Raw genomic sequence first — 18,666 nt, forward strand, 5'->3', positions numbered from 1 at the left:
TGGTACCGGGTTCAGCCCCGGCTCAGCATCCGTCGGCCGATGAGCGTCGCCGCCCCACCCAGGATGAGCAGGACTGCGAGTGCGGCGGGAAGCACACCTCCCCAGCCTGTGATGGCCAGCACCCCGGCTGCGAGCGCGGGAGCGGGTGCCGGTGCGGGCGCAGGAGCGGCCGGCTGTGCCGGTGCGGTCGGCTGAACGCCCGGGGCGAGGTAGGTGATGCGGACCTGCGCCGTCGTCGCGTTCCCCTCGGTGTCGCTCACCCGGTAGCTGACGGGAGCGGGATCCCCGACGAATCCGGCGAGCGGGACGAACGTGATCGCGCCGGAGGCGGCGTCGACGGTCCACGTCCCCTCCCCGGCGACGACGAGCGAACCGACGAGCTCACCGCTGCTGGGGTGGATCAGACGGACCGACGTCGGGTCGAGGGCGCCTCGGTCGTTGCCGACGACGTCGACCGTGACGGCGCTGCCGCTGGCGTTGTTCTCGTCGACGTCGTTGTAGGCGGCGGGGACGTAGGTGATGACGACGTCCGCGGTCGCCGGGTCACCGGCAGAGTTGAACACCTCGTACGTCACGGGTGTGGGGTTGGCGTAGTACCCCGCTTCAGGGGCGAAGGTCACGGTTCTGGCCGCGCCGTCGACGGTCCACACGCCCTGGCCGGGAACGGTCAGGGTCGTGACACGGTCGCCGTTCTGCGGATCGATGAGACGCAGCGTCGCACCGTCGAAGTCTCCGGTGTCGTTGGGGAGGACGTCGACGACGACCACCTCGCCGATGACGTTGCCGGTGCTCGCGTCGCTCTCGGACACCGGCAGATACGTGATGGTGACGTCCGCCGAGGCGGTGTCCCCGGTCGAGTCGGTCACCTCGTAGGTCACCGGTGTCGGGTTGAGCTGGAATCCGGGCTCCGGGGTGAACGTCACGAACCCGGTCTCCGGGTCCACCGTCCACGTTCCCTCACCGGCCACGACGAGGAACTTGCCACCCTCGCCGCCGCCCACCAGGACGACGCTGATCGGATCGAAGTCGCCCACGTCGTTGCCGAGGACGTCGACCGACACGGTGTCCCCGATGACGTTGCGCAGATCGGCGTCGTCGACGGCGTCAGGTGCGTAGCCGACGGTGACGACCGCCGCGACGGTGTCCCCGGTCGTGTCCGTCACCTCATAGGCCACCGGCGTCGGGTCGACCTGGAACCCGGGCTCCGGGGTGAACGTCACGAACCCGGTCTCCGGGTCCACCGTCCACGTTCCCTCACCGGCCACGACGAGGAACTTGCCACCCTCGCCGCCGCCCACCAGGACGACGCTCATCGGATCGAAGTCGCCCACGTCGTTGCCGAGGACGTCGACCGACACGGTGTCACCGATGACGTTGGTGAGATCGGCGTCGTCGTTGGCCTGCGGTACGTACGCTACGGTCACCGTCGCGACGGCGGTGAGCCCGTGCTCATCGGTGATCCGGTAGTCGACCGGCGTCGGGTCCACCACGAACCCAACCGCGGGTGTGAACGTCACGCGGCCGGCGGTGGTGTCCACCGTCCAGGTGCCTTCACCGGGCACGACGTGCTCGGTGCCCAGCGACGTGCCGGTGACGGTGTCCCACAGCACGAGGGAGGCCGGGACGAGGGCTCCGCTGGTTGCGATGTCGTTGTCGAGGACACTGACCGTCACCGCGTTCCCGATCGTGTGTCCCCGGTCGGAGTCGTCGACGGCGTCCGGCGGCCCGATGACCATGACGGTCGCGGTCGCACTGTTGTCGTCCGGCTCCCCGCGGTCCGTGACCGTCGCGGTGTTGCCCAGGACTGCACCGGGGGCGTCCGTGACCTGCTGGGTGTAGGTCACGGTGAGCGTCTCGTTCACGTCCAGGCCACGACGTCCGTCGACGAGCCCGTCGACGAGCGCGAAGTCACGGGCGCAGACGAGCGTCTCCGGCACGGGGTCGCCGACCTGCGCGTCGCAGGTCACCGCTCCGCGCTCGAACTGCATGTTCGCCCCGCCCGTGGTGCTGATGGCTGTCAGCGTCTTCGCGCCGGAACCGGGGAGGGTGTCGGTGAGCGTCACGACGTCGCCCTGGGTCATCGCCTCAGGACCGTTGTTGCGCACCGCGACGGTCCAGGTGATCGTCGAGCCGATCGGGGCGAGCTCGGGTGACCCGGCGGGCGCTCCGTCGACCACGAACGACTTGGTGACGCCGAGGTCGTAGGCGCACGGCGCCCAGTCGAGCGTGATGGAGCCGTCGCTGCCAGGGCCGGTACCGATCTGGCGACCAGACTCCGCGGAGACGAGGTCCTCGGCGGTGTCGGCCACGAAGCTCGACCCACCACCACCACCCGCACCAGCAACGGTGTTGATGCTCAGATCACCGTTCTGGATGATCGTGGACGCTCCGCCGCCACCGCCGAAGACACCTCCACCGCCACCGCCACCTGCGTCATAGTTGGGGTCTGGGGCACCTGCGCCACCCCCCGAACCCACGCCCGGCAACCCGTTCAAGCTCGAGCTGGTCGAGTGGACGCCGCCGGCACCAGGTGCGGCGGTACCGCCTCCAGCGCCCCCGCCGACGACGGGAGTGCCCTCGAAGCCGTTGGTGCCTGCCGTGCCGCTCGCGGTCGCTCCTGGGGCCGAGGGAAGGCCGGCGTCCCCGCCGAACCCGTCCACCGTGACCGAGTGTCCGCCACCGCTGCCGCCACCGCCGCCGGCCTGGATCACGAGGTCACCGGGACTTGTGCCGCCAAGGAAGAGCGAGCTGTAGCCACCGCCGCCGGCGCCGCCGTGGTCCTGCACGGCAGTTCCGCCGACTCCGCCACCGTTGACACCGGCGACGCCACCCGTCCTGCCCGCGTTCTGCTGTCCGCCGCCTCCGACGATCCCGCTGAAGGTCGTGCCAGGGGTGACCGCGAAGGTCGCCGTGATCTGGGCACCGGCTCCGTTGGCGCCGAGGCCGGCCGCGCCGCTGGCGGACCGGCCGCCCGCCCCACCGGTAACGGTGGCGGTCACGGAACAGGTGCCCGCCGGAACTGTCCCGGCCACGGTCTGGCCGAGTGCGAAGCTTGACGTCGGCGCCTCGGGAGCGGGGGCCGCGACGGCGCTCAACGGCAGGGCGAGCCCGCCAGCGAGCGCAAGGCTCAAGGAGGCGAGCGCTGTCACGCCGCCCCGGGTCACACGAGACCTCAGGAGTGTGGAGCGGGGCGCAGGGCCCGGCGAGCCGGTGGTGGATGGTGGCCGCAGGGGCATGTCTTCTCCAGAGTGGTCACGATGATCGACGCTCTCGACAAGGGACCGATGAGCGTGGCGACGGAGGACGGACTCGCCTCAGGCGAAGTCGACCTATAAAACCGCAGGTCACATGCTCTCAGCGCCGAACTCGGCACGTTAGGGATTCTGGAGATCTTCACCCGCAACTCAGTCCGAGGTCACAGAATCTCGGCAGACATTGCCCTCTGAAAACGAGCACAGCCGACAGCACTCGGCCGCAGCTCGTCTCACACTTCAGACACACCGCGGGAAACGCAGGTGTCGACCGAGCGCACCTCGCCCCACCGGCCCGCCAGCCAGCTCACCTCGTACGGGGCGTGCTTTCGACGACGAGGCGTGCAGTTGACAGCACGCCCCATCGTCAAGAGCACGCCCCGTCGGGAGGTCCGCTTCGGGTGGACTGCACTATGTGCCGCTTCACCGGGAACAGCGAAAACCCTGGCACCTCCACATGGGAGGAGGCGCCAGGGCTTTCAGCGGTGCGTGTCAGCCGAAGATCGCCGGCAGCGTGGCCGAGTGGACCGCGCGGGCTTCGTCGAGCGGGAGCGTGAACAACCCGGTGATCTCGAGCGCCTCGACGCCGTCGACGTCGTGACCGGCCTCGCCGAGCTTGAGGTAGGGCACCCCGCGGGCGACGCAGGCGTCGACGAAGCGCACCTCTTCCCCGCGCGGCACCGAGACCAGCGCGCGGGCGGTGGACTCCGAGAACAGCGCCTCGAACGGCGTCACGGCGTCGCGGGCGACGAGCGCGTCGATCGAGACGCGTGCGCCGACACCGAAGCGCAGGCACGCCTCGATGAGGGCCTGGACGAGCCCACCCTCGGAGAGGTCGTGCGCGGCGTCGACGAGCTCGTCGCGGGTGGTCCTGATGAGCACCTCGGCGAGGGACCGCTCGGCGGCCAGGTCGAGCTGGGGCGGCAGCCCACCCAGGTGGTTGTGCACGACGTCGGCCCAGGCCGAGCCGTCCAGCTCGGCGCGCGTGGTGCCGAGCAGGAAGAGCGTCTCCCCCGCGGCCCGCCAGCCGGAGCCGGTGGCGCGGGAGACGTCGTCGAGCACGCCGAGGACGCCGACGACGGGGGTTGGGTGGATCGAGGAGTCGATCTGCCCGGGCTCACCGGTGCCGTTGTACAGCGAGACGTTTCCGCCGGTCACGGGGACGCCGAGGATCTGGCACCCGTCGGCCAGGCCTTCGATGGCCTCGACGAGCTGCCACATGGAGTCGGGGTCCTCGGGCGAGCCGAAGTTCAGGCAGTCGGTGATGGCGAGCGGGCGGGCACCCGTCGTGGCGACGTTGCGGTACGCCTCGGCGAGGGCGAGCTGGGCGCCGGTGCGCGGGTCGAGCTTGGCGTAGCGGCCGTTGGCGTCGGTGGCCAGGGCCACGCCGAGGCCGGTCGTCTCGTCGACGCGGATCACGCCGCCGTCGTCGGGCTGGGCGAGGGCGGTGTTGCCCTGCACGAAGCGGTCGTACTGGTTGGTGACCCACGCCTTGGAGGCGAGGTTCGGGGAGCCGAGCAGACGCAGCGCGGTCGCGCGCAGCTCGGCGGCGGTCTCCGGGCGGGCCAGCCCCGCGGCCACGACGGTGTCCGCGTTGAGGGCGTCCTGCCAGGCCGGGCGGGCGTAGGGGCGGTGGTAGACCGGGCCCTCGTGCGCGACGGTCCGAGGGTCGACGTCGACGATCCGCTGGCCGTGGTGGTCGATGGTCAGCCGGCCGGAGCTGTTGACCTCGCCGACCACCGCGGTCTCGACGTCCCACTTACCGGTGATCGCCAGGAACGCGTCGAGCTTCTCAGGGGTGACCACGGCCATCATGCGTTCCTGCGACTCCGACATGAGGATCTCGCCGGCGTTGAGCGACGGGTCGCGCAGCAGCACGTCGTCGAGCCAGACGTGCATGCCCCCCTCGCCGTTGGAGGCGAGCTCGGACGTGGCGCAGGAGATCCCGGCGGCGCCGAGGTCCTGGATGCCCTCGACAACCTTGGCCGAGTACAGCTCGAGGCAGCACTCGATGAGCACCTTCTCCATGAACGGGTCGCCGACCTGGACGCTGGGCCGCTTGGCCGGCACGCCGTCCTCGAAGGTCTCCGACGCGAGGATCGAGGCCCCGCCGATGCCGTCGCCGCCGGTGCGCGCACCGAAGAGGACGACCTTGTTGCCTACGCCGCTCGCGTTGGCGAGGTGGATGTCTTCGTGGCGCAGCACGCCCACGCAGAGCGCGTTGACGAGCGGGTTGCCCTGGTAGGAGCTGTCGAAGACGAGCTCACCGCCGATGTTGGGCAGGCCGAGGGAGTTGCCGTAGCCGCCGACGCCGGCCACGACGCCGTGCACCACGCGGGCGGTGTCGGGGTGGTCCACCGCACCGAAGCGCAGCTGGTCCATGACCGCGACGGGGCGCGCGCCCATCGAGATGATGTCGCGGACGATGCCGCCGACGCCGGTCGCCGCACCCTGGTAGGGCTCGACGAAGGACGGGTGGTTGTGGGACTCGACCTTGAAGGTGACCGCCCAGCCGTCACCGATGTCGACGACGCCCGCGTTCTCGCCGATCCCGACGAGCAGGTACTTCTTCATCTCGTCGGTGGTCTTCGCGCCGAACTTCGACAGGTGCACCTTGGAGGACTTGTAGGAGCAGTGCTCCGACCACATGACCGAGTACATGGCGAGCTCGGCGGCCGTGGGACGGCGGTCGAGGATGTCGCGGATGCGCTGGTACTCCTCCGGCTTGAGTCCGAGTGCGGCGAACGGCTGGCTCTCGTCCGGGGTCGCTGCTGCGTGCTCGACGGTGTCAAGAGTGGGCTTGCTGGGGGCGGTCATCAGATCCCTCATCGGTATGTGCCCAGGGGCGGAGCACGGCTGGCCGAGACGACCCCAGTTTAGCCGGGGGGTGCCGGGCGCCGGACCTACGTCTCACCAGGGCTGCCGATATCAATTGACCAGGACATTCGACGCTGGATAGGTTCAACCATGACGTCGACGACCCACCCGCCCCCTGCCCTGGATCTGCGCGCCCTGTGGCCGCTGACCGGCCTCCGGGTCGTCTCGGGCGACCTGGAGCTGCGCTATCTCGACGACGCGCTGCTCTTCGAGCTCGCGGAGCTCGCCGCCGCCGGGGTGCACGACCCCGCAGCCATGCCCTTCACCGTCCCGTGGACCCGCGGCACCCCGCAGGAGACCGCGCGCAGCGTCCTCACCTACAACTGGGGTGCGCGCTCACGGCTGTCCCCGCAGCAGTGGGGCATCGAGCTCGCGGTCGTCCGGGACGGAAAGGCCCTCGGGATCCAGAGCATCATGGCGCAGGACTTCCTCGTCACCGGCTCCCTGGAGACCGGGTCGTGGCTAGGCCTGCGCCACCAGGGCGCCGGGGTCGGCACCCGGATGCGCCTGATGATCCTGCACCTCGCCTTCGAGGGGCTCGGCGCGGCGCGCGCGACCACCTCGGCCTTCGAGGACAACCCCGCCTCGAACGGGGTGACCCGCAGGATCGGCTACCAGCCGAACGGATCCGACGTCGTGGCGCGCGAGGGGGTCCGCGCCGTCTCCCAGCGGTACGTGCTCGACCGCGCGGCGTGGGACGACCGCGCAGACACGCTGCGCCCGGAGGTCGCCCTGCACGGCGTCGAGGGCGCGCGCGAGTTCCTGGGCATCGACGGCGGCGGTCGCGACGGCGATCGTGGTGAGGGCGATGGTCTCGACGGCGCCGTCCGACCCCTCATGCTGTGAGGCGAACCCGGTTGACCCGATGGAGCCCGCGGGCGCCCGGCACGGCGTCGTCCGGCACGGCGTCGTCCGGCACGGCATCTATCGCCGCGATGCCCCTCGTCGCTGTGCTGTCTCTCATCGCTGTGCTGTCTCTCGGCGCCTGCTCACCCCCGACGTCCCCCGACGCCCAGTCCCCCGGACCGGGCGTGAGCACGGGGACAGACCCGGCGCCCGACTCGGAGGCACCTGCGAGCGCACCGACGACCCTTGAGGTGTCCGTCTCCACCGGCACAGTCGAGGCGCCCGACGACGCGGAGGCGGTCCTCACCGTGACCTCGACCCCGGCCACCGGTGACGCGTCCCCGGAGTCGAGCACGACGACCTCCCCGGACGGGGACACCGGGGTGATCGTGACGACGACCCTGGCCAGCGCGCCCGCCGAGTCTGCTGCCGGCACGACTGCCCCGCTGCTGCGCCTGACCTTCGCTGCACCGGGGAGCACCCTGACCCCGGCCGCCGACGGCACCGGCGCAATCGTCTCCCCGGCCGGCGACCTCGTCGCGGGGTTCACTGCACCGGTTGTGGTGGACACCTCCGGGGCGACGCTGCCGGCCTCGTGGCAGAGTCTCGACACCGACCCGGCCGACCTCGTCGTCGTCGACCTGGTCACCGACCCCCAAGGCGCCGCGTACCCGCTCACGGTCACGGTCCACCTGGGGACCTCCGTCGTCGCCGGCACGGAATGGGGAAACCGCGAGGGCGGGGAGTCGCTCGCCGTGACCCCGTCCGCGTGGGGGCGGGTGTCCGGGCAGACCGGATCCGCCTTCGGGTGGGCCGACCTGGTGCGCCGCGAGCCCGGTGCGGACACCGCCGTCATGGAGAAGCAGTTCCTCTGCCACCAGCTCGGCGCGCTGGACAAGGCCACCTGGAACCTCGAGCCCTGGCGCCCCGACGTCAGCTCCCTCGACTACCTCATCGCCCGCTGCAACCCCACCTGACCCACCTGCCACCCCCGTCCCCGCCCACCCTCCCATCCCGCTGAGGGCACAGTTTCCGCCCCCTTCGCGCCCGAAAATGGGCGGAAACTGTGCCCTCAGCGGGGAGGTGGGCGGGGTTCGGGGAGGTGGGCGGGGCTTGGGGGGGTGGGCGGGGCTTGGGGGTCAGTCCGGGCGGGCGGGGTCGACGACCGGAGCGGGCCGGCTGGTCAGGGCGATCGCGACCGACACGAAGACCAGCCCGACCACCTCCCACGCGCCCGGTACCTGCGCCAGCACGACCGCACCGACCCCCACCGCGGTCGCCGGCCAGATGGCCAGCAGGATCGCGAACTGGGCGGCCGTCAGCCGTCGCAGCACCACCTGGTCGATCCCGTAGGGCACCACGGAGGACGCGACCGCGATCGCGACGATCGCCCCGAGGAAGGCCCAGTCGGTGAACAGGGGCGCCGCCCCGGCCGCGGTGAACGGGGCGAAGACGACAGACCCGGCCGCCATCGCGACGGCCAGCGGCGCGAGCCCGGTCCCCTGGGCCGAGACCCGCCGCCCGAGCAGGATGTACCCGGCCCAGCACGCAGCCGCGGCGAGCACGAGGACCAGGCCCAGCACGGCGTCGGGCGACTGGGCGGACAGGGTGACCCCGGCGAGCAGCACGACGCCGACCAGGGCCAGGGCGATCGCCGCCCGCTCGCGCGCCCCGCGCCCGGTGAGCGCGGCCACCAGCACCGGACCGACGAACTCGATCGCGACCGCGGTGCCCAGCGGCAGGTGCTCGAGGGAGGCGTAGAACGTCACGTTCATGCCGGCCAGCACCGTGCCGAAGGCGACCGCCGCACCCAGCCGACGCCGGTCCCAGCGCACCCGCCACGGGCGCGCCAGGACGGTCAGCACGAGCGCAGCCACGACGATCCGCGCCCAGGCCACCGACGCGGGTGGCGCGACGTCGAAGAGCCCGACGGCGAAGCCGGCACCGACGTACTGGGTCACCCCCGACACGATGAACAGGATCGGGGCGGGGATGCGGTTCACGGGGCAACTCTAGGGGCCCCGCGACCGCTGATCCCCAGGGCTCAGCGACCGCTCTTCTTCAGCGTCTTCTCGTGCACCGGCTCGTCGCCTGCGGCCCGCTGCGCCCGGTAGTACTCGCGCGCCTCGTCCTGGCGCACCTGCTCGGCGCCCGTGGCGATCGACGCCCGGATGTGCTCGGGCCCGTAGCCGAAGGAGTCGACGAGGCTCTGCGCGTGCGGGCGCAGCCGGGCGACCAGGCGGTCGATGTAGGACGTCACCGTGCGCGCCCGCTGACCGGAGAGCCGGCCGTTGATGAGGTACCACGCGAGGTTCTTCTCGACGACGGTGAGTCCGTAGAGGTCACGCACCCAGGTGAGGACCTGCGCGGTACCGGGGTCGCGGACGTCGACCAGGGCCTTGGTGAACGCCTCCCACTGCAGCAGGTCGGAGTGCGCACGGGCGGCCTCGATGAGCTCGTGCTGGTGGGCGTTGAACAGCGCGGCGGCCTTCTCCCGGCTGAGCTTCGACGCCGGGCGCAGCGCTGTGGCAAGGTCGGCGACCATCGCCTCGACGCGGTCGGTGAGCAGCTCGCGCTGGGCGGCCTCCCCGCGCAGGTGACCCACGGCCCGGCGGACCGATCCGGTGTCCACGATCGTCTGGGTGGCTCGCGCGAGCGGCGTCCTGTAGAGCATCGTGTCCGCCGCCCGCTCGACGACGAACCTCGCCATCCCGACGCCGTCGATCGCCTTGAAGTCGGCGGCGTAGTCGGCGAGCAGGCGCTTGCCGACGAGCTGCAGCAGCACGGTGTTGTCGCCCTCAAAGGTGGCGTAGACGTCGAAGTCCGCGCGCAGGGAGACGAGCCGGTTCTCGGTGAGGAAGCCCGCACCGCCGCACGCCTCGCGGGCGGTCTGCAGGGTCTCCAGGGTCCGCCAGGTGGAGATCGGCTTGAGCGCCGCGGCCATGGTCTCCAGGTCCTCGCGGGACTCGGGGGTGTCCATCTCCCCGGAGAACACCGCGTGGAAGAGGTCGAGGAGCCGGTCGTGGGCGAAGTGCCCGGCGTAGGTCTGTGCGATCAGCGGGATGAGCCGGCGCTGGTGCTCGGCGTAGTCGAGCAGTACCGTCTCCTCGGACTCCGAGGCGCCGGTGAACTGACGCCGTTCGTTGCCGTAGCGGATCGCGGTCGCGAGCGCGATCTTGCTGGCCACTCCCGCGGCGCCGTCGAGGGAGACCCGCCCCTGGACGAGCGAGCCGAGCATGGTGAAGAACCGGCGTCCGGGGCTCTCGATGGGTGAGGTGTAGGTGCCGTCCTCGGCGACCTGCCCGTACCGGGCGAGCAGATCCTCGCGCGGGACGCGGACCTGGTCGAAGCACAGCCGGCCGTTGTCGATCCCGTTGAGCCCACCCTTGAGGCCGTCGTCCTCCCCGGTCACGCCGGGGACAAAAGCCCCCGCTGCGCCGTCGGGCAGGGTCTCGCGGATGGTGACGTAGAAGGCGTGCACGCCGCGGTTCACCCCACCGGTGATGAGCTGGGCGAAGACGACGGCGGCTGTGCCGTGCTCCCCGGCGTTGCCGAGGTAGTCCTTCCAGGCCGCGCGGAACGGGGTGTGGATGACGAACTCACCCGCCTGCTCGTCGTAGGTCGCGGTGGTGCCGATGCTGGCGACGTCGGACCCGTGGCCGGTCTCGGTCATCGCGAAGGCGCCCGGGACAGCGACGCTCATCGCCCCGGGCAGCAGGCGGTCGTGCTGGTCAGGGGTGCCCAGGTGCAGGATCGCCGCACCGAACAGGCCCCACTGGACTCCCGCCTTGATCTGCAAGGACGGGTCGGCCGCCAAGAGCTCTTCGAACCCGGCGATGTTGCCGCCGGCGTCGTTCTTCCCGCCGAGGCGTTCGGGGAAGGCACGCAGCACCTGTGACTCCTCGACGAGGAGCTTGAGCTGGGCGAGCACCCGGGCCCGGCTCTCGGCCATGCTCAGACCCTCGATCTTGGCGTAGCGCGGGTCCCCGCCGATCCCGCGGGCGATCAGGCGCAGCTCGGCCCAGCGGCCCAGCAGGTGCTCGGTGAGGTAGGCGACGTCGACCTCTGCGGGCACGGCGGCCGGGGTGGACGTGGCGGAGACGGGGGCTGGGGCGGGACGGTCCGAGACGGTGGTCATGCTGAACTCCTTTGTACAGGCGAGGACACGGGTCGGGGGCGGGTGGGCGGCGCGGGTCGGCTCAGGTCAGCTCAGGTCGGCCCAGGGCGGTGGCGCTCCTTGGCCAGGACGCCCACGGGGCCGCCCCAGAGCCAGGCGGTCACCCGCTCGGTGAGCTCGTGGCGGGTGGGGGTGCTCGGGGTGTCGCGGTTCTCCAGCCACCACTCGCCTGAGCCGCGGATGAAGCCCACCGCGCCCGCTCCCCAGGCTGCGGCGTCGGGCGGGGAGGCGTTCATCTCCTGGGCGAAGGGGAGCGCGACGATCTCGATCATCGAGTCGAGGAAGGGCAGCCCGGGGGCGGTGCGGGTGACGAAGTAGTAGACGTTGGGCGAGTGCTCGATCATCTCGAGGTAGACCTCGACCATCGAGCGCAGCGCCTCGCGCGGGGTGGTCGCCGTGAGCGCGGCTTCCCGCAGGGCATCGCGCATCTGCGCGACGACGGCCTCCCCGACCGCGAGCTGCAGCCCGGGTTTGTCGGTGAAGTAGCGGTAGACGATCGACTTGGAGGTCTTCGCGTAGGCCGCGATCTCGTCCATGGAGATCTCCGGGCCGCCGCGGTGCACGGCCTTGCGCGCGGCGTGGACGAGCGCGATCCGGCGAGCGGTGCGGTGGTCGTCCCACCGGGTGGATCGCCCGTCCGGGACCGCATCGGCCGCGGGGGGCTGCCTCCCGGGCTCGACGGGGCGCGGGACGGGGTTCTCGGTCGGCGTCGCTGCCTGACCAGATGCTGCTGGGCTCACGAGACTCAGGGTATCAGGTACCGGGCGTCCCGGACATGGGGTGGCGGTCGGCTCAGACGACTCAGGCGCGACGGTTGCCCGTCGCGCCTGAGCACCCCCCCGGGTGTGGCCGTACCTGTCGCGCTGGGTCCGGAGTGGTGGCTCCGGCCCGCGCTACATCCCGCGGGTGCCGAAGCGGTCGCGGTCGACGGCCTGCTCGCCGAGGTTCATCTCGGCGAGCACCTCGGCCCGCAGCTGCCCATGGTTCTCCGGGTTCGGCGCGGCCGAGAGCAGCAGCCTGGTGTACTCGTGCTGCGGGTTCATGATGACCTCGTCGGAGGGCCCCCGCTCGACGATCTTGCCCTTGAACATGACCATGATCTCGTCGGAGAAGTGCCGTGCGGTGGCGAGGTCGTGCGTGATGTACAGGACTCCCAGGTTGTCCTCGCGCTGCAGGCGGGCCAGCAGGTTGAGGACACTGAGCCGGATCGACACGTCGAGCATGGAGACGGGCTCGTCGGCGATCAGGAAGCGGGCACCGGGCGCCAGGGCGCGGGCGATCGCTACGCGCTGGCGCTGACCGCCGGACAGCTCGTGCGGGCGCCGGAGAGCGACCGTCGACGCCGGCGTGAGGTTCACGCGTTCGAGCAGGTGAGCGACCTGGTCATCGACCTCCGCGGTCGTCTTCACCTTGCCGTGCAGGCGCAGCGGACGTTCGAGGTGGTGGCGGATCGTGTGGAACGGGTTGAGTGAGGCGAAGGGGTCCTGGAACACCATTTGCACGTTGTGCCGATAGCTGTCCAGGGCCCGCCCACGGGTCGCGCTCGCCTTGCCGTCGAGCAGGATCTCGCCCGTGGTGGGGACCTCGAGCTTGGCGATCATTCGGGCGACGGTCGACTTGCCCGAGCCGCTCTCCCCGACCAGGGCGATGGTCTTGCCCGGCTCGAGGGTGAAGGAGACGTCGTCGACGGCGCGGAACTTCTTGCCGCGCCCTCCGGCCAGGCGGAAGTCCTTGACCACGTGCTTGACTTCGAGGTTCTTCATGTCAGATCGCCTCCCCAGTGCGGATGAACGCCCCACGGTCACCGGTCAGGCTCGGGAAGGAGCCCAGCAGGCGCTGCGTGTACTCGTGCTGCGGGTCGGCGTAGATGTTCGCAGCCGTGTTGAGCTCGATGATCTCCCCGCGCAGCATGACCGCGATGCGGTCGCTGATCTCCAGCAGCAGCGGAAGGTCGTGGGTGATGAAGACCACCGCGAAGCCGAAGGTCTCGCGCAGCCGCATGAGCTCGCGCAGGATCCCCCGCTGGACGACGACGTCGAGCGCCGTCGTCGGCTCGTCCATGATCATGACCTGCGGGTTCAGCGCGAGGGCCATGGCGATCATGACGCGCTGGCGCATGCCTCCGGAGAGCTGGTGGGCGAAGCTGTCCAGCCGGGACGGGTCGACGCCCACCTGGCGGAGCAGCTCCGAGCTGCGCTCTTCCTTCTCCTTCTTCGACATCCCCGGGCGGTGCGTGGTGAACACGTCGAAGAGCTGGGCCCGGACCGTGATCACCGGGTTGAGCGAGTTCATCGCGCCCTGGAACACCATGGAGATCTTGTCCCAGCGGAAGGCGCGCAGCGCGTCCCCGGTGAGGCCGACGACGTCGATGTCCGTGCCGCTCTGGTCGTGGAACGTCACGGCCCCGGACCGCATCAGCGCCGGCGGCTTGAGCAGCTGGTTGATGCCGTAGGCCAGCGTCGACTTGCCGCAGCCGCTCTCCCCGGCGAGGCCGAGGATCTCACCGCGGTGCAGCGTGAGCGAGACGTTCTTCACCGCGTGCACGGGCGGATCGACCTCGTAGGTGATCGAGACGTCGTGCGCGGTGAGCACCGGCTCCTGTCCGTGTGCGGCGCCGAAGTTCCCGGCGATGCCCTGCGATCCGGTCTTCAGGTCGAGAGGGGCGTTCATGCGTCCACCTTCACGGTCGAGCTGGCGGCGGTGGGGTCGTCCTTGAGCACGGCCTTGCGTGCCTTGAGCACGCTCTTGACCGCCGCAGGAGCGGCACGCAGCTTGGGGTTGATGATCTCGTCGATGCTGAAGTTGATGAGCGAGAGACCTCCGCCGACGAGCGCGATCATCACGCCCGGAGGAACGAACCACCACCAGGCGTCGCGGGTCAGCGCCATGCCGACCTGGGCGTCGTTGAGGATCGTGCCCCAGGTGATCGAGCCGGTCGCGCCGAGCCCGAGGTAGGACAGGCCCGCCTCGCCGAGGATCGCGAAGACCATGGCGAAGAGAAACTGCGCCGCGAACAGCGGCAGCAGGTTCGGCATGATCTCGACGAAGACGATCCGGAAGGCCTTCTCCCCCGACACCCGCGCCGCGGCGACGTAGTCCCGGTTGCGCAACGAGCGCGCCTGGAGCCGCAGGACGACCGCGGACCCGGCCCACGCGGTGATGCCTAGCACGAAGGCGACGAACCAGACGGTGCGTCCGTCCATGTACCCCGAGATCACGATGATCAGCGGGAGACCGGGGATGACGAGCATGACGTTGGTGATGAGCGAGAGGACCTCGTCGGTCCAGCCGCCCAGGTACCCGCCGACGACGCCGAAGAGCACCGAGAGCGAGACGGCGATGGCCGCGACGATCACACCGATGATGAGCGAGCCGCGCGCTCCGTACGCGAGCTGGGCGAGCATGTCGTAGCCCAGCCCCGTCGTGCCCAGCCAGTGCTCGGCGGACGGCGGCTGGAGAGCCTCGTTGCCGGAGAAGCGCGGGTCCTGGGTGAGCATCGGCCCGAAGATCGCGAACAGCACGATCGCGGTGACGATGCCGAAGCCGAGCGCGAACTTCGGCGATCGACGGACGAACCGTGCCGCGCGCAGGACCCGCCCGCCGCGGTCGACCACGGGAGGGATGATGCTCTCGTCGATAGCTACTGCGTCTGCCGTGCCGGCGCCGCTCGCCTGAACGGCGAGCAGCGATTCACGGATGTCCTCGTCAGCCATTCTGGCGCGCCCTCGGGTCGATGAATCCATAGAAGATGTCCATGAGGAAGTTCGCTGCGAGCACCGTGAGGGTGATCACCAGGAAGATTCCCTGCATGAGGGCGTAGTCCTTGCCCTGGACCGCGCGGATGAGGAGCATCCCGATCCCGGGGTAGGTGAACACCTGCTCCATGACGATCGAGCCCGAGACCACGAAGGCCAGGGAGATCGCGAAGCCGGCGATGGACGGGAGCCCCGCGTTGCGCACCGCGTAGGCGGTGAAGATGCGCCGCGGGCGCAGCCCCTTGGCCTCAGCGGTCGTGATGTAGTCCTCCGCGAGGGTGGTCACCATCATGTTGCGCATCCCGAGCAGCCAGCCGCCGACCGAGCTGAGCACGATCGTCAGCGCCGGGAGGAAGCCGTAGTAGATGGTGCTGGAGATGAACTCCCAGCTGAGCTCGGGGCCGTTGAAGGAGTACACGTCGTAGCCGCCGAAGATCGGCAGCCACTGGAGCTTCACGGAGAAGATGTACACCAGGAGCAGCGCGATCCAGAAGTACGGGATGGACTGGATGAGCGTGGTCGCCGGGACGAGGTTGTCGGCCCAGGTGCCGCGCTTCCAGCCGGCCCAGGCACCCAGACCGACGCCCAGCACGAAGGCGATGACCGTGGCGATGCCCACCAGGGCGATGGTCCAGGGCAGGGCCTTCGCGATGAGGTCCACCACCGGGGCGGGGTAGCTCGTGATCGAGACACCCAGGTCACCGGTGAAGATCTTGCGCAGGTAGTTGACGTACTGATCCCACAGGGACCCCTGGGTGTCGCCCCCGAGGAGGAGATTGACGCTCCTGACCAGCTGGTCGGTGATCTGCACACCGCTGCGTGCCAGCTTCGCCAGCATGATCTCCGCGGGGTCCCCGGGAGTCAGGCGTGGCAGCACGAAGTTGAGCGTTATCGCGGCCCAGACTGTGATCAGGTAGAACGTGATCCGTCGAACGTAGTACTTCACTGTTCAACATGTCCCTTCATCGTCGATCTCCTCCTCGAGGTCATGTCAGTCGACCGGCACCAGGTCGGCCAGAACGATACCGGCAGCCCCGGATGCCCATGACGGCGGGAACGCGTACAGGTCACCCTCGGTGGGCCACCCGGTGTAGTCCTTGGTGTTCATGAACGTCTGCGTCGCGTTGACCACGATCGGGATGTACGGCAGGTCGCGGACGATGTTCTCCTGGACGGTCGCGTACGCGGCCATCTTGGTGTCGACGTCCAGGGTGCCTGCGGCGGTGAGGATAGCCGCGTCGACCTCCGGGTTGGAGTAGCGGGCGAAGTTCCAGTCACCGGACTCGATCGCCGTGCCCACCGGGGTGGTCGCTTCAGTGGTGAGCCAGTCGTGGTACAGCGAGTACGGGTCTGCCGTCGCGGTACCGATGAGGCCGCCCATGATCAGCTGGTAGGTACCGGAGGACCGTCCGTCGGCGAACTCGTCCCAGGTCACCTGCATCGGGGAGATCTTGATGCCGGCCGCCGCTGCCTGCTCGGCGATGAGCTTGGCCGCGTCGTTGTAGTCGGTCCAGCCGTCGACCGAGGAGAGCGTCATCTCGACCGCCTTGCCGTCCTTGGCGTAGAAGCCGTCCGAGCCCTTGGCGTAGCCGGCGGCCTCGAGGACTGCCATCGCCGCATCGGCGTCAGCGGTCTGCGGGCTCTCCGGCTCGATGCCCGGAGCGATCCACTTGTCGTCGCGTCCCAGGAGCGCGAAGGTCGGGGAGATCGTCTTGGCCTGGCCGGCCCACGCCTTGTCGTTCAGCGTGGTGCGGTCGATCGCCAGGTTGATCGCCTGGCGAACGGCGACGTCGGTCTGCGGGCCTTCGCACCCGAGCTCGGCGTTGGAGCAGGTGTAGAGCACGGTCGGGTCGACCGGGGTGTTGATGACCGACAGGTTGCCGCCGGCGGTGACCTTGCTCGGGTCGGGGGAGAACATGCCGGCCCAGTCGAGCTTGCCGGTGGTGAGCAGGTCGCTCGAGGTCTGGTTGGAGTTGAGGGCCAGGTAGCGGACCGTCTTGACGGCCGGCTTCCCCTCCTGCCAGTAGTTCGGGTTCGCGACGATCGTGTACGCGGCGTCGGAGACGGACTCGACCGTGTAGGGACCGGTGCCCACGGGGTCTGTGTTGTCCTCGACGGCCGGGTCGGCCACGTCCTTCCAGATGTGCTCCGGAACGATGAACATCGACAGCAGCGTCGCCTCGTTGGTGAACGACGGGGCGTCGAAGGTGAGCTCCACCGTCGTGTCGTCAACCGCCTCGGCGCTCACGAGGTACGTGGGCTTGGCGATCTCGTAGTTGAAGGTGAACGCGACGTCCTTGGCCGTGAAGGGCTTGCCGTCGCTCCACTCGACACCCGAGCGGACCTTGATGGTCATCCCGGTGCCGTCTGCGTTCCACTCGTAGGACTCGCCCAGCATCGGCGTGGGGGCCGCGTCGGCGACCTTGTTGAAGTAGAAGAGCGGCTCGAGGATGGGGCCCTGCGTGGCGTGCAGGAGCGCGTTCGGCATGAACGGGTTGAAGTTCGCCACGATCGGCGTCTGGCTACCGGCCCACACGTTGAGCACGCGACCGTCGTCGCCGCCGGTGGCAGCGTCCCCGTCGTCGCTGCCGGAGCAGCCAGCGGCGATGAGGGCGATCGAAGAGGCAAGCGCGACTGCCGGGAGCATTCGCCTGAGGCCCACAGTTCGGATCATCTTTGGTCCTTTCGTCGAGCGACGCCGCGACGCCGCTTCAGCCACTTGGTCGGTGTGGCTTTAGTACGGCAACCTAACGAACGAACTGCGGAATCCAAATGATTCTAGCCACCCGTTACCGAATTGGTACCGAACCGCTGCACGGCCCTGGCGGGAAGAAACTCCTCTCAGCCGCGGAATCCTGCGGCTGAGAGGGCGTTCGAGGCAGCGCGGGCGACGGCGCGGTCCGTGACCTCGTAGCCGTCGACGCCGCCGCCACCCACACCGGCCTCGTTAAGGACGTAGCCCTTCGCCGAAAGGTGGACGGCGTCGATCCCGGCTCCCAGGAGGGCCGTGATGTCGACCGGGTGGACCCCTCCCCCGCCATCACCTGCAGGCGCCCGTCGGCCACGACGACCATCGCCCGGAGCTGGTCGATCCCGTCGATGCTGCGCTGCGCGCCGCCGGAGGTGAGCACGCGGGTGATCCCCAGCGCGCAGAGCACGTCCACGGCGCCCAGGGGGTCCGCCATCGCGTCGATCGCCCGGTGAAAGGTCACCTCCCGACCGTCGGCCGCGGCGACGAGGGCCTCGATCGCAGCGGCGTCGACCTCCCCGCGGGCGGTCAGCGCCCCCACCACCACCCCGGCAGCCCCGGCCTCGACGACTGCCCGCACGTCCCGCACCTGGAGGGCGATCTCGGCGGCGTCGTAGACGAAGCCGCCGGCGCGGGGGCGGATGAGGGGATGGACCTCGACCGCGAGGTCGGCGCCCACCTCGGGGCGTGCGGCGACGCTGCCGCGGGTCGCGCCGCGGGTCGACTCGACCGCAGCCCGGACCGCCGTCTCGACTGCCGCGCCCACCAGGCCGATGCTCGGGGTGAGCCCGCCGGTCGCGCCCAGCGCGACGCAGAGCTCGACCCGCGCGGCACCGACCTCCGCCGCGATCCGGACTCCCGCGGGGTCTTGTACGGCGAGCTCCAGGACGGGACGACGGGACATGGCTTCTCCTTGGACCGGGGTGCGACCGTGGCGTGGCAGGGACGTGGCAGGGACGACCGGGGCACGACGGGGGGCGTGACCGGCGGTAGTGCGACCGGGGGCAGCGC

General features: G+C 70.3%; 13 protein-coding genes. 2 read left to right on the plus strand and 11 right to left on the minus strand.

Translation table 11 applies throughout. The features are described 5' to 3' along the window. Window positions 1–11: 11 nt before the first annotated feature. Both ACWA15_RS17095 and purL read right to left on the minus strand, forming a co-directional pair. Window positions 12–3,149, minus strand: a complete 3,138-nt coding sequence (locus ACWA15_RS17095; protein ID WP_464056755.1) for an Ig-like domain-containing protein — start codon at window positions 3,147–3,149, stop codon at window positions 12–14. Window positions 3,150–3,743: 594 nt separating this feature from the next. Next, on the minus strand, window positions 3,744–6,068 hold the full coding sequence (gene purL, locus ACWA15_RS17100; protein WP_464056756.1) for a phosphoribosylformylglycinamidine synthase subunit PurL: 2,325 nt from the start codon (window positions 6,066–6,068) through the stop codon (window positions 3,744–3,746). Window positions 6,069–6,218: 150 nt separating this feature from the next. Between purL and ACWA15_RS17105 the strand changes: the two genes are divergently transcribed. Continuing rightward, the gene (locus tag ACWA15_RS17105) at window positions 6,219–6,974 is read left to right on the plus strand and encodes a GNAT family N-acetyltransferase (protein WP_464056757.1); all 756 of its coding nucleotides are present in this window, start codon (window positions 6,219–6,221) and stop codon (window positions 6,972–6,974) included. A gap of 11 nt (window positions 6,975–6,985) precedes the next feature. Continuing rightward, on the plus strand, window positions 6,986–7,951 hold the full coding sequence (locus tag ACWA15_RS17110) for a DUF2599 domain-containing protein (protein ID WP_464056758.1): 966 nt from the start codon (window positions 6,986–6,988) through the stop codon (window positions 7,949–7,951). A 162-nt stretch (window positions 7,952–8,113) separates the two neighbouring features. On the opposite strand, the gene ACWA15_RS17115 is transcribed toward ACWA15_RS17110, so the two are convergent. The 9 genes from ACWA15_RS17115 to ACWA15_RS17155 form a co-directional block, all read right to left on the minus strand. Then, complete coding sequence (locus ACWA15_RS17115) at window positions 8,114–8,977, minus strand: EamA family transporter (RefSeq protein WP_464056759.1); 864 nt, start codon at window positions 8,975–8,977, stop codon at window positions 8,114–8,116. Between the two features lie 41 nt (window positions 8,978–9,018). Then, window positions 9,019–11,112, minus strand: a complete 2,094-nt coding sequence (locus ACWA15_RS17120; protein ID WP_464056761.1) for an acyl-CoA dehydrogenase family protein — start codon at window positions 11,110–11,112, stop codon at window positions 9,019–9,021. 71 nt (window positions 11,113–11,183) lie between these two features. Beyond that, on the minus strand, window positions 11,184–11,891 hold the full coding sequence (locus ACWA15_RS17125; protein ID WP_464056762.1) for a TetR/AcrR family transcriptional regulator: 708 nt from the start codon (window positions 11,889–11,891) through the stop codon (window positions 11,184–11,186). 153 nt (window positions 11,892–12,044) lie between these two features. Continuing rightward, window positions 12,045–12,914, minus strand: coding sequence for an ABC transporter ATP-binding protein (locus ACWA15_RS17130; RefSeq protein ID WP_464056764.1), 870 nt, complete (start codon window positions 12,912–12,914; stop codon window positions 12,045–12,047). A 1-nt stretch (window position 12,915) separates the two neighbouring features. After that, a complete protein-coding gene (locus ACWA15_RS17135; RefSeq protein ID WP_464056765.1) occupies window positions 12,916–13,821 on the minus strand; it encodes an ABC transporter ATP-binding protein in 906 nt (301 codons plus the stop codon). Continuing rightward, entirely contained in the window at window positions 13,818–14,864 is a 1,047-nt protein-coding gene (locus tag ACWA15_RS17140; protein ID WP_464056767.1) for an ABC transporter permease, read from the minus strand. Before ACWA15_RS17140 ends, ACWA15_RS17135 begins: the two co-directional genes overlap by 4 nt. Continuing rightward, on the minus strand, window positions 14,857–15,852 hold the full coding sequence (locus ACWA15_RS17145) for an ABC transporter permease (RefSeq protein ID WP_464056768.1): 996 nt from the start codon (window positions 15,850–15,852) through the stop codon (window positions 14,857–14,859). The genes ACWA15_RS17140 and ACWA15_RS17145 overlap by 8 nt, the downstream gene beginning before the upstream one ends. Before the next feature lie 45 nt (window positions 15,853–15,897). Continuing rightward, window positions 15,898–17,553 carry an ABC transporter substrate-binding protein gene (locus ACWA15_RS17150; RefSeq protein WP_464056770.1) on the minus strand — a complete coding sequence of 552 codons (1,656 nt, stop codon included), beginning with the start codon at window positions 17,551–17,553 and terminating at the stop codon, window positions 15,898–15,900. A 142-nt stretch (window positions 17,554–17,695) separates the two neighbouring features. Then, window positions 17,696–18,559: a copper homeostasis protein CutC gene (locus ACWA15_RS17155; protein ID WP_464056772.1), complete on the minus strand. Its 864-nt coding sequence runs from the start codon at window positions 18,557–18,559 to the stop codon at window positions 17,696–17,698. Between the last annotated feature and the right edge of the window lie 107 nt (window positions 18,560–18,666).

The organism is Sanguibacter sp. TS_SC_8, assembly GCF_055361235.1.

What these genes read in the sequence shown, in the direction of transcription:
- purL (WP_464056756.1), bottom strand. Translation starts at nt 6,068, where the DNA reads ATGACCGCCCCCAGCAAGCCCACTCTTGACACCGTCGAGCACGCAGCA.
- ACWA15_RS17105 (WP_464056757.1), top strand. Translation starts at nt 6,219, where the DNA reads ATGACGTCGACGACCCACCCGCCCCCTGCCCTGGATCTGCGCGCCCTG.
- ACWA15_RS17120 (WP_464056761.1), bottom strand. Translation starts at nt 11,112, where the DNA reads ATGACCACCGTCTCGGACCGTCCCGCCCCAGCCCCCGTCTCCGCCACG.
- ACWA15_RS17130 (WP_464056764.1), bottom strand. Translation starts at nt 12,914, where the DNA reads ATGAAGAACCTCGAAGTCAAGCACGTGGTCAAGGACTTCCGCCTGGCC.
- ACWA15_RS17135 (WP_464056765.1), bottom strand. Translation starts at nt 13,821, where the DNA reads ATGAACGCCCCTCTCGACCTGAAGACCGGATCGCAGGGCATCGCCGGG.
- ACWA15_RS17140 (WP_464056767.1), bottom strand. Translation starts at nt 14,864, where the DNA reads ATGGCTGACGAGGACATCCGTGAATCGCTGCTCGCCGTTCAGGCGAGC.
- ACWA15_RS17150 (WP_464056770.1), bottom strand. Translation starts at nt 17,553, where the DNA reads ATGCTCCCGGCAGTCGCGCTTGCCTCTTCGATCGCCCTCATCGCCGCT.
- ACWA15_RS17155 (WP_464056772.1), bottom strand. Translation starts at nt 18,559, where the DNA reads ATGTCCCGTCGTCCCGTCCTGGAGCTCGCCGTACAAGACCCCGCGGGA.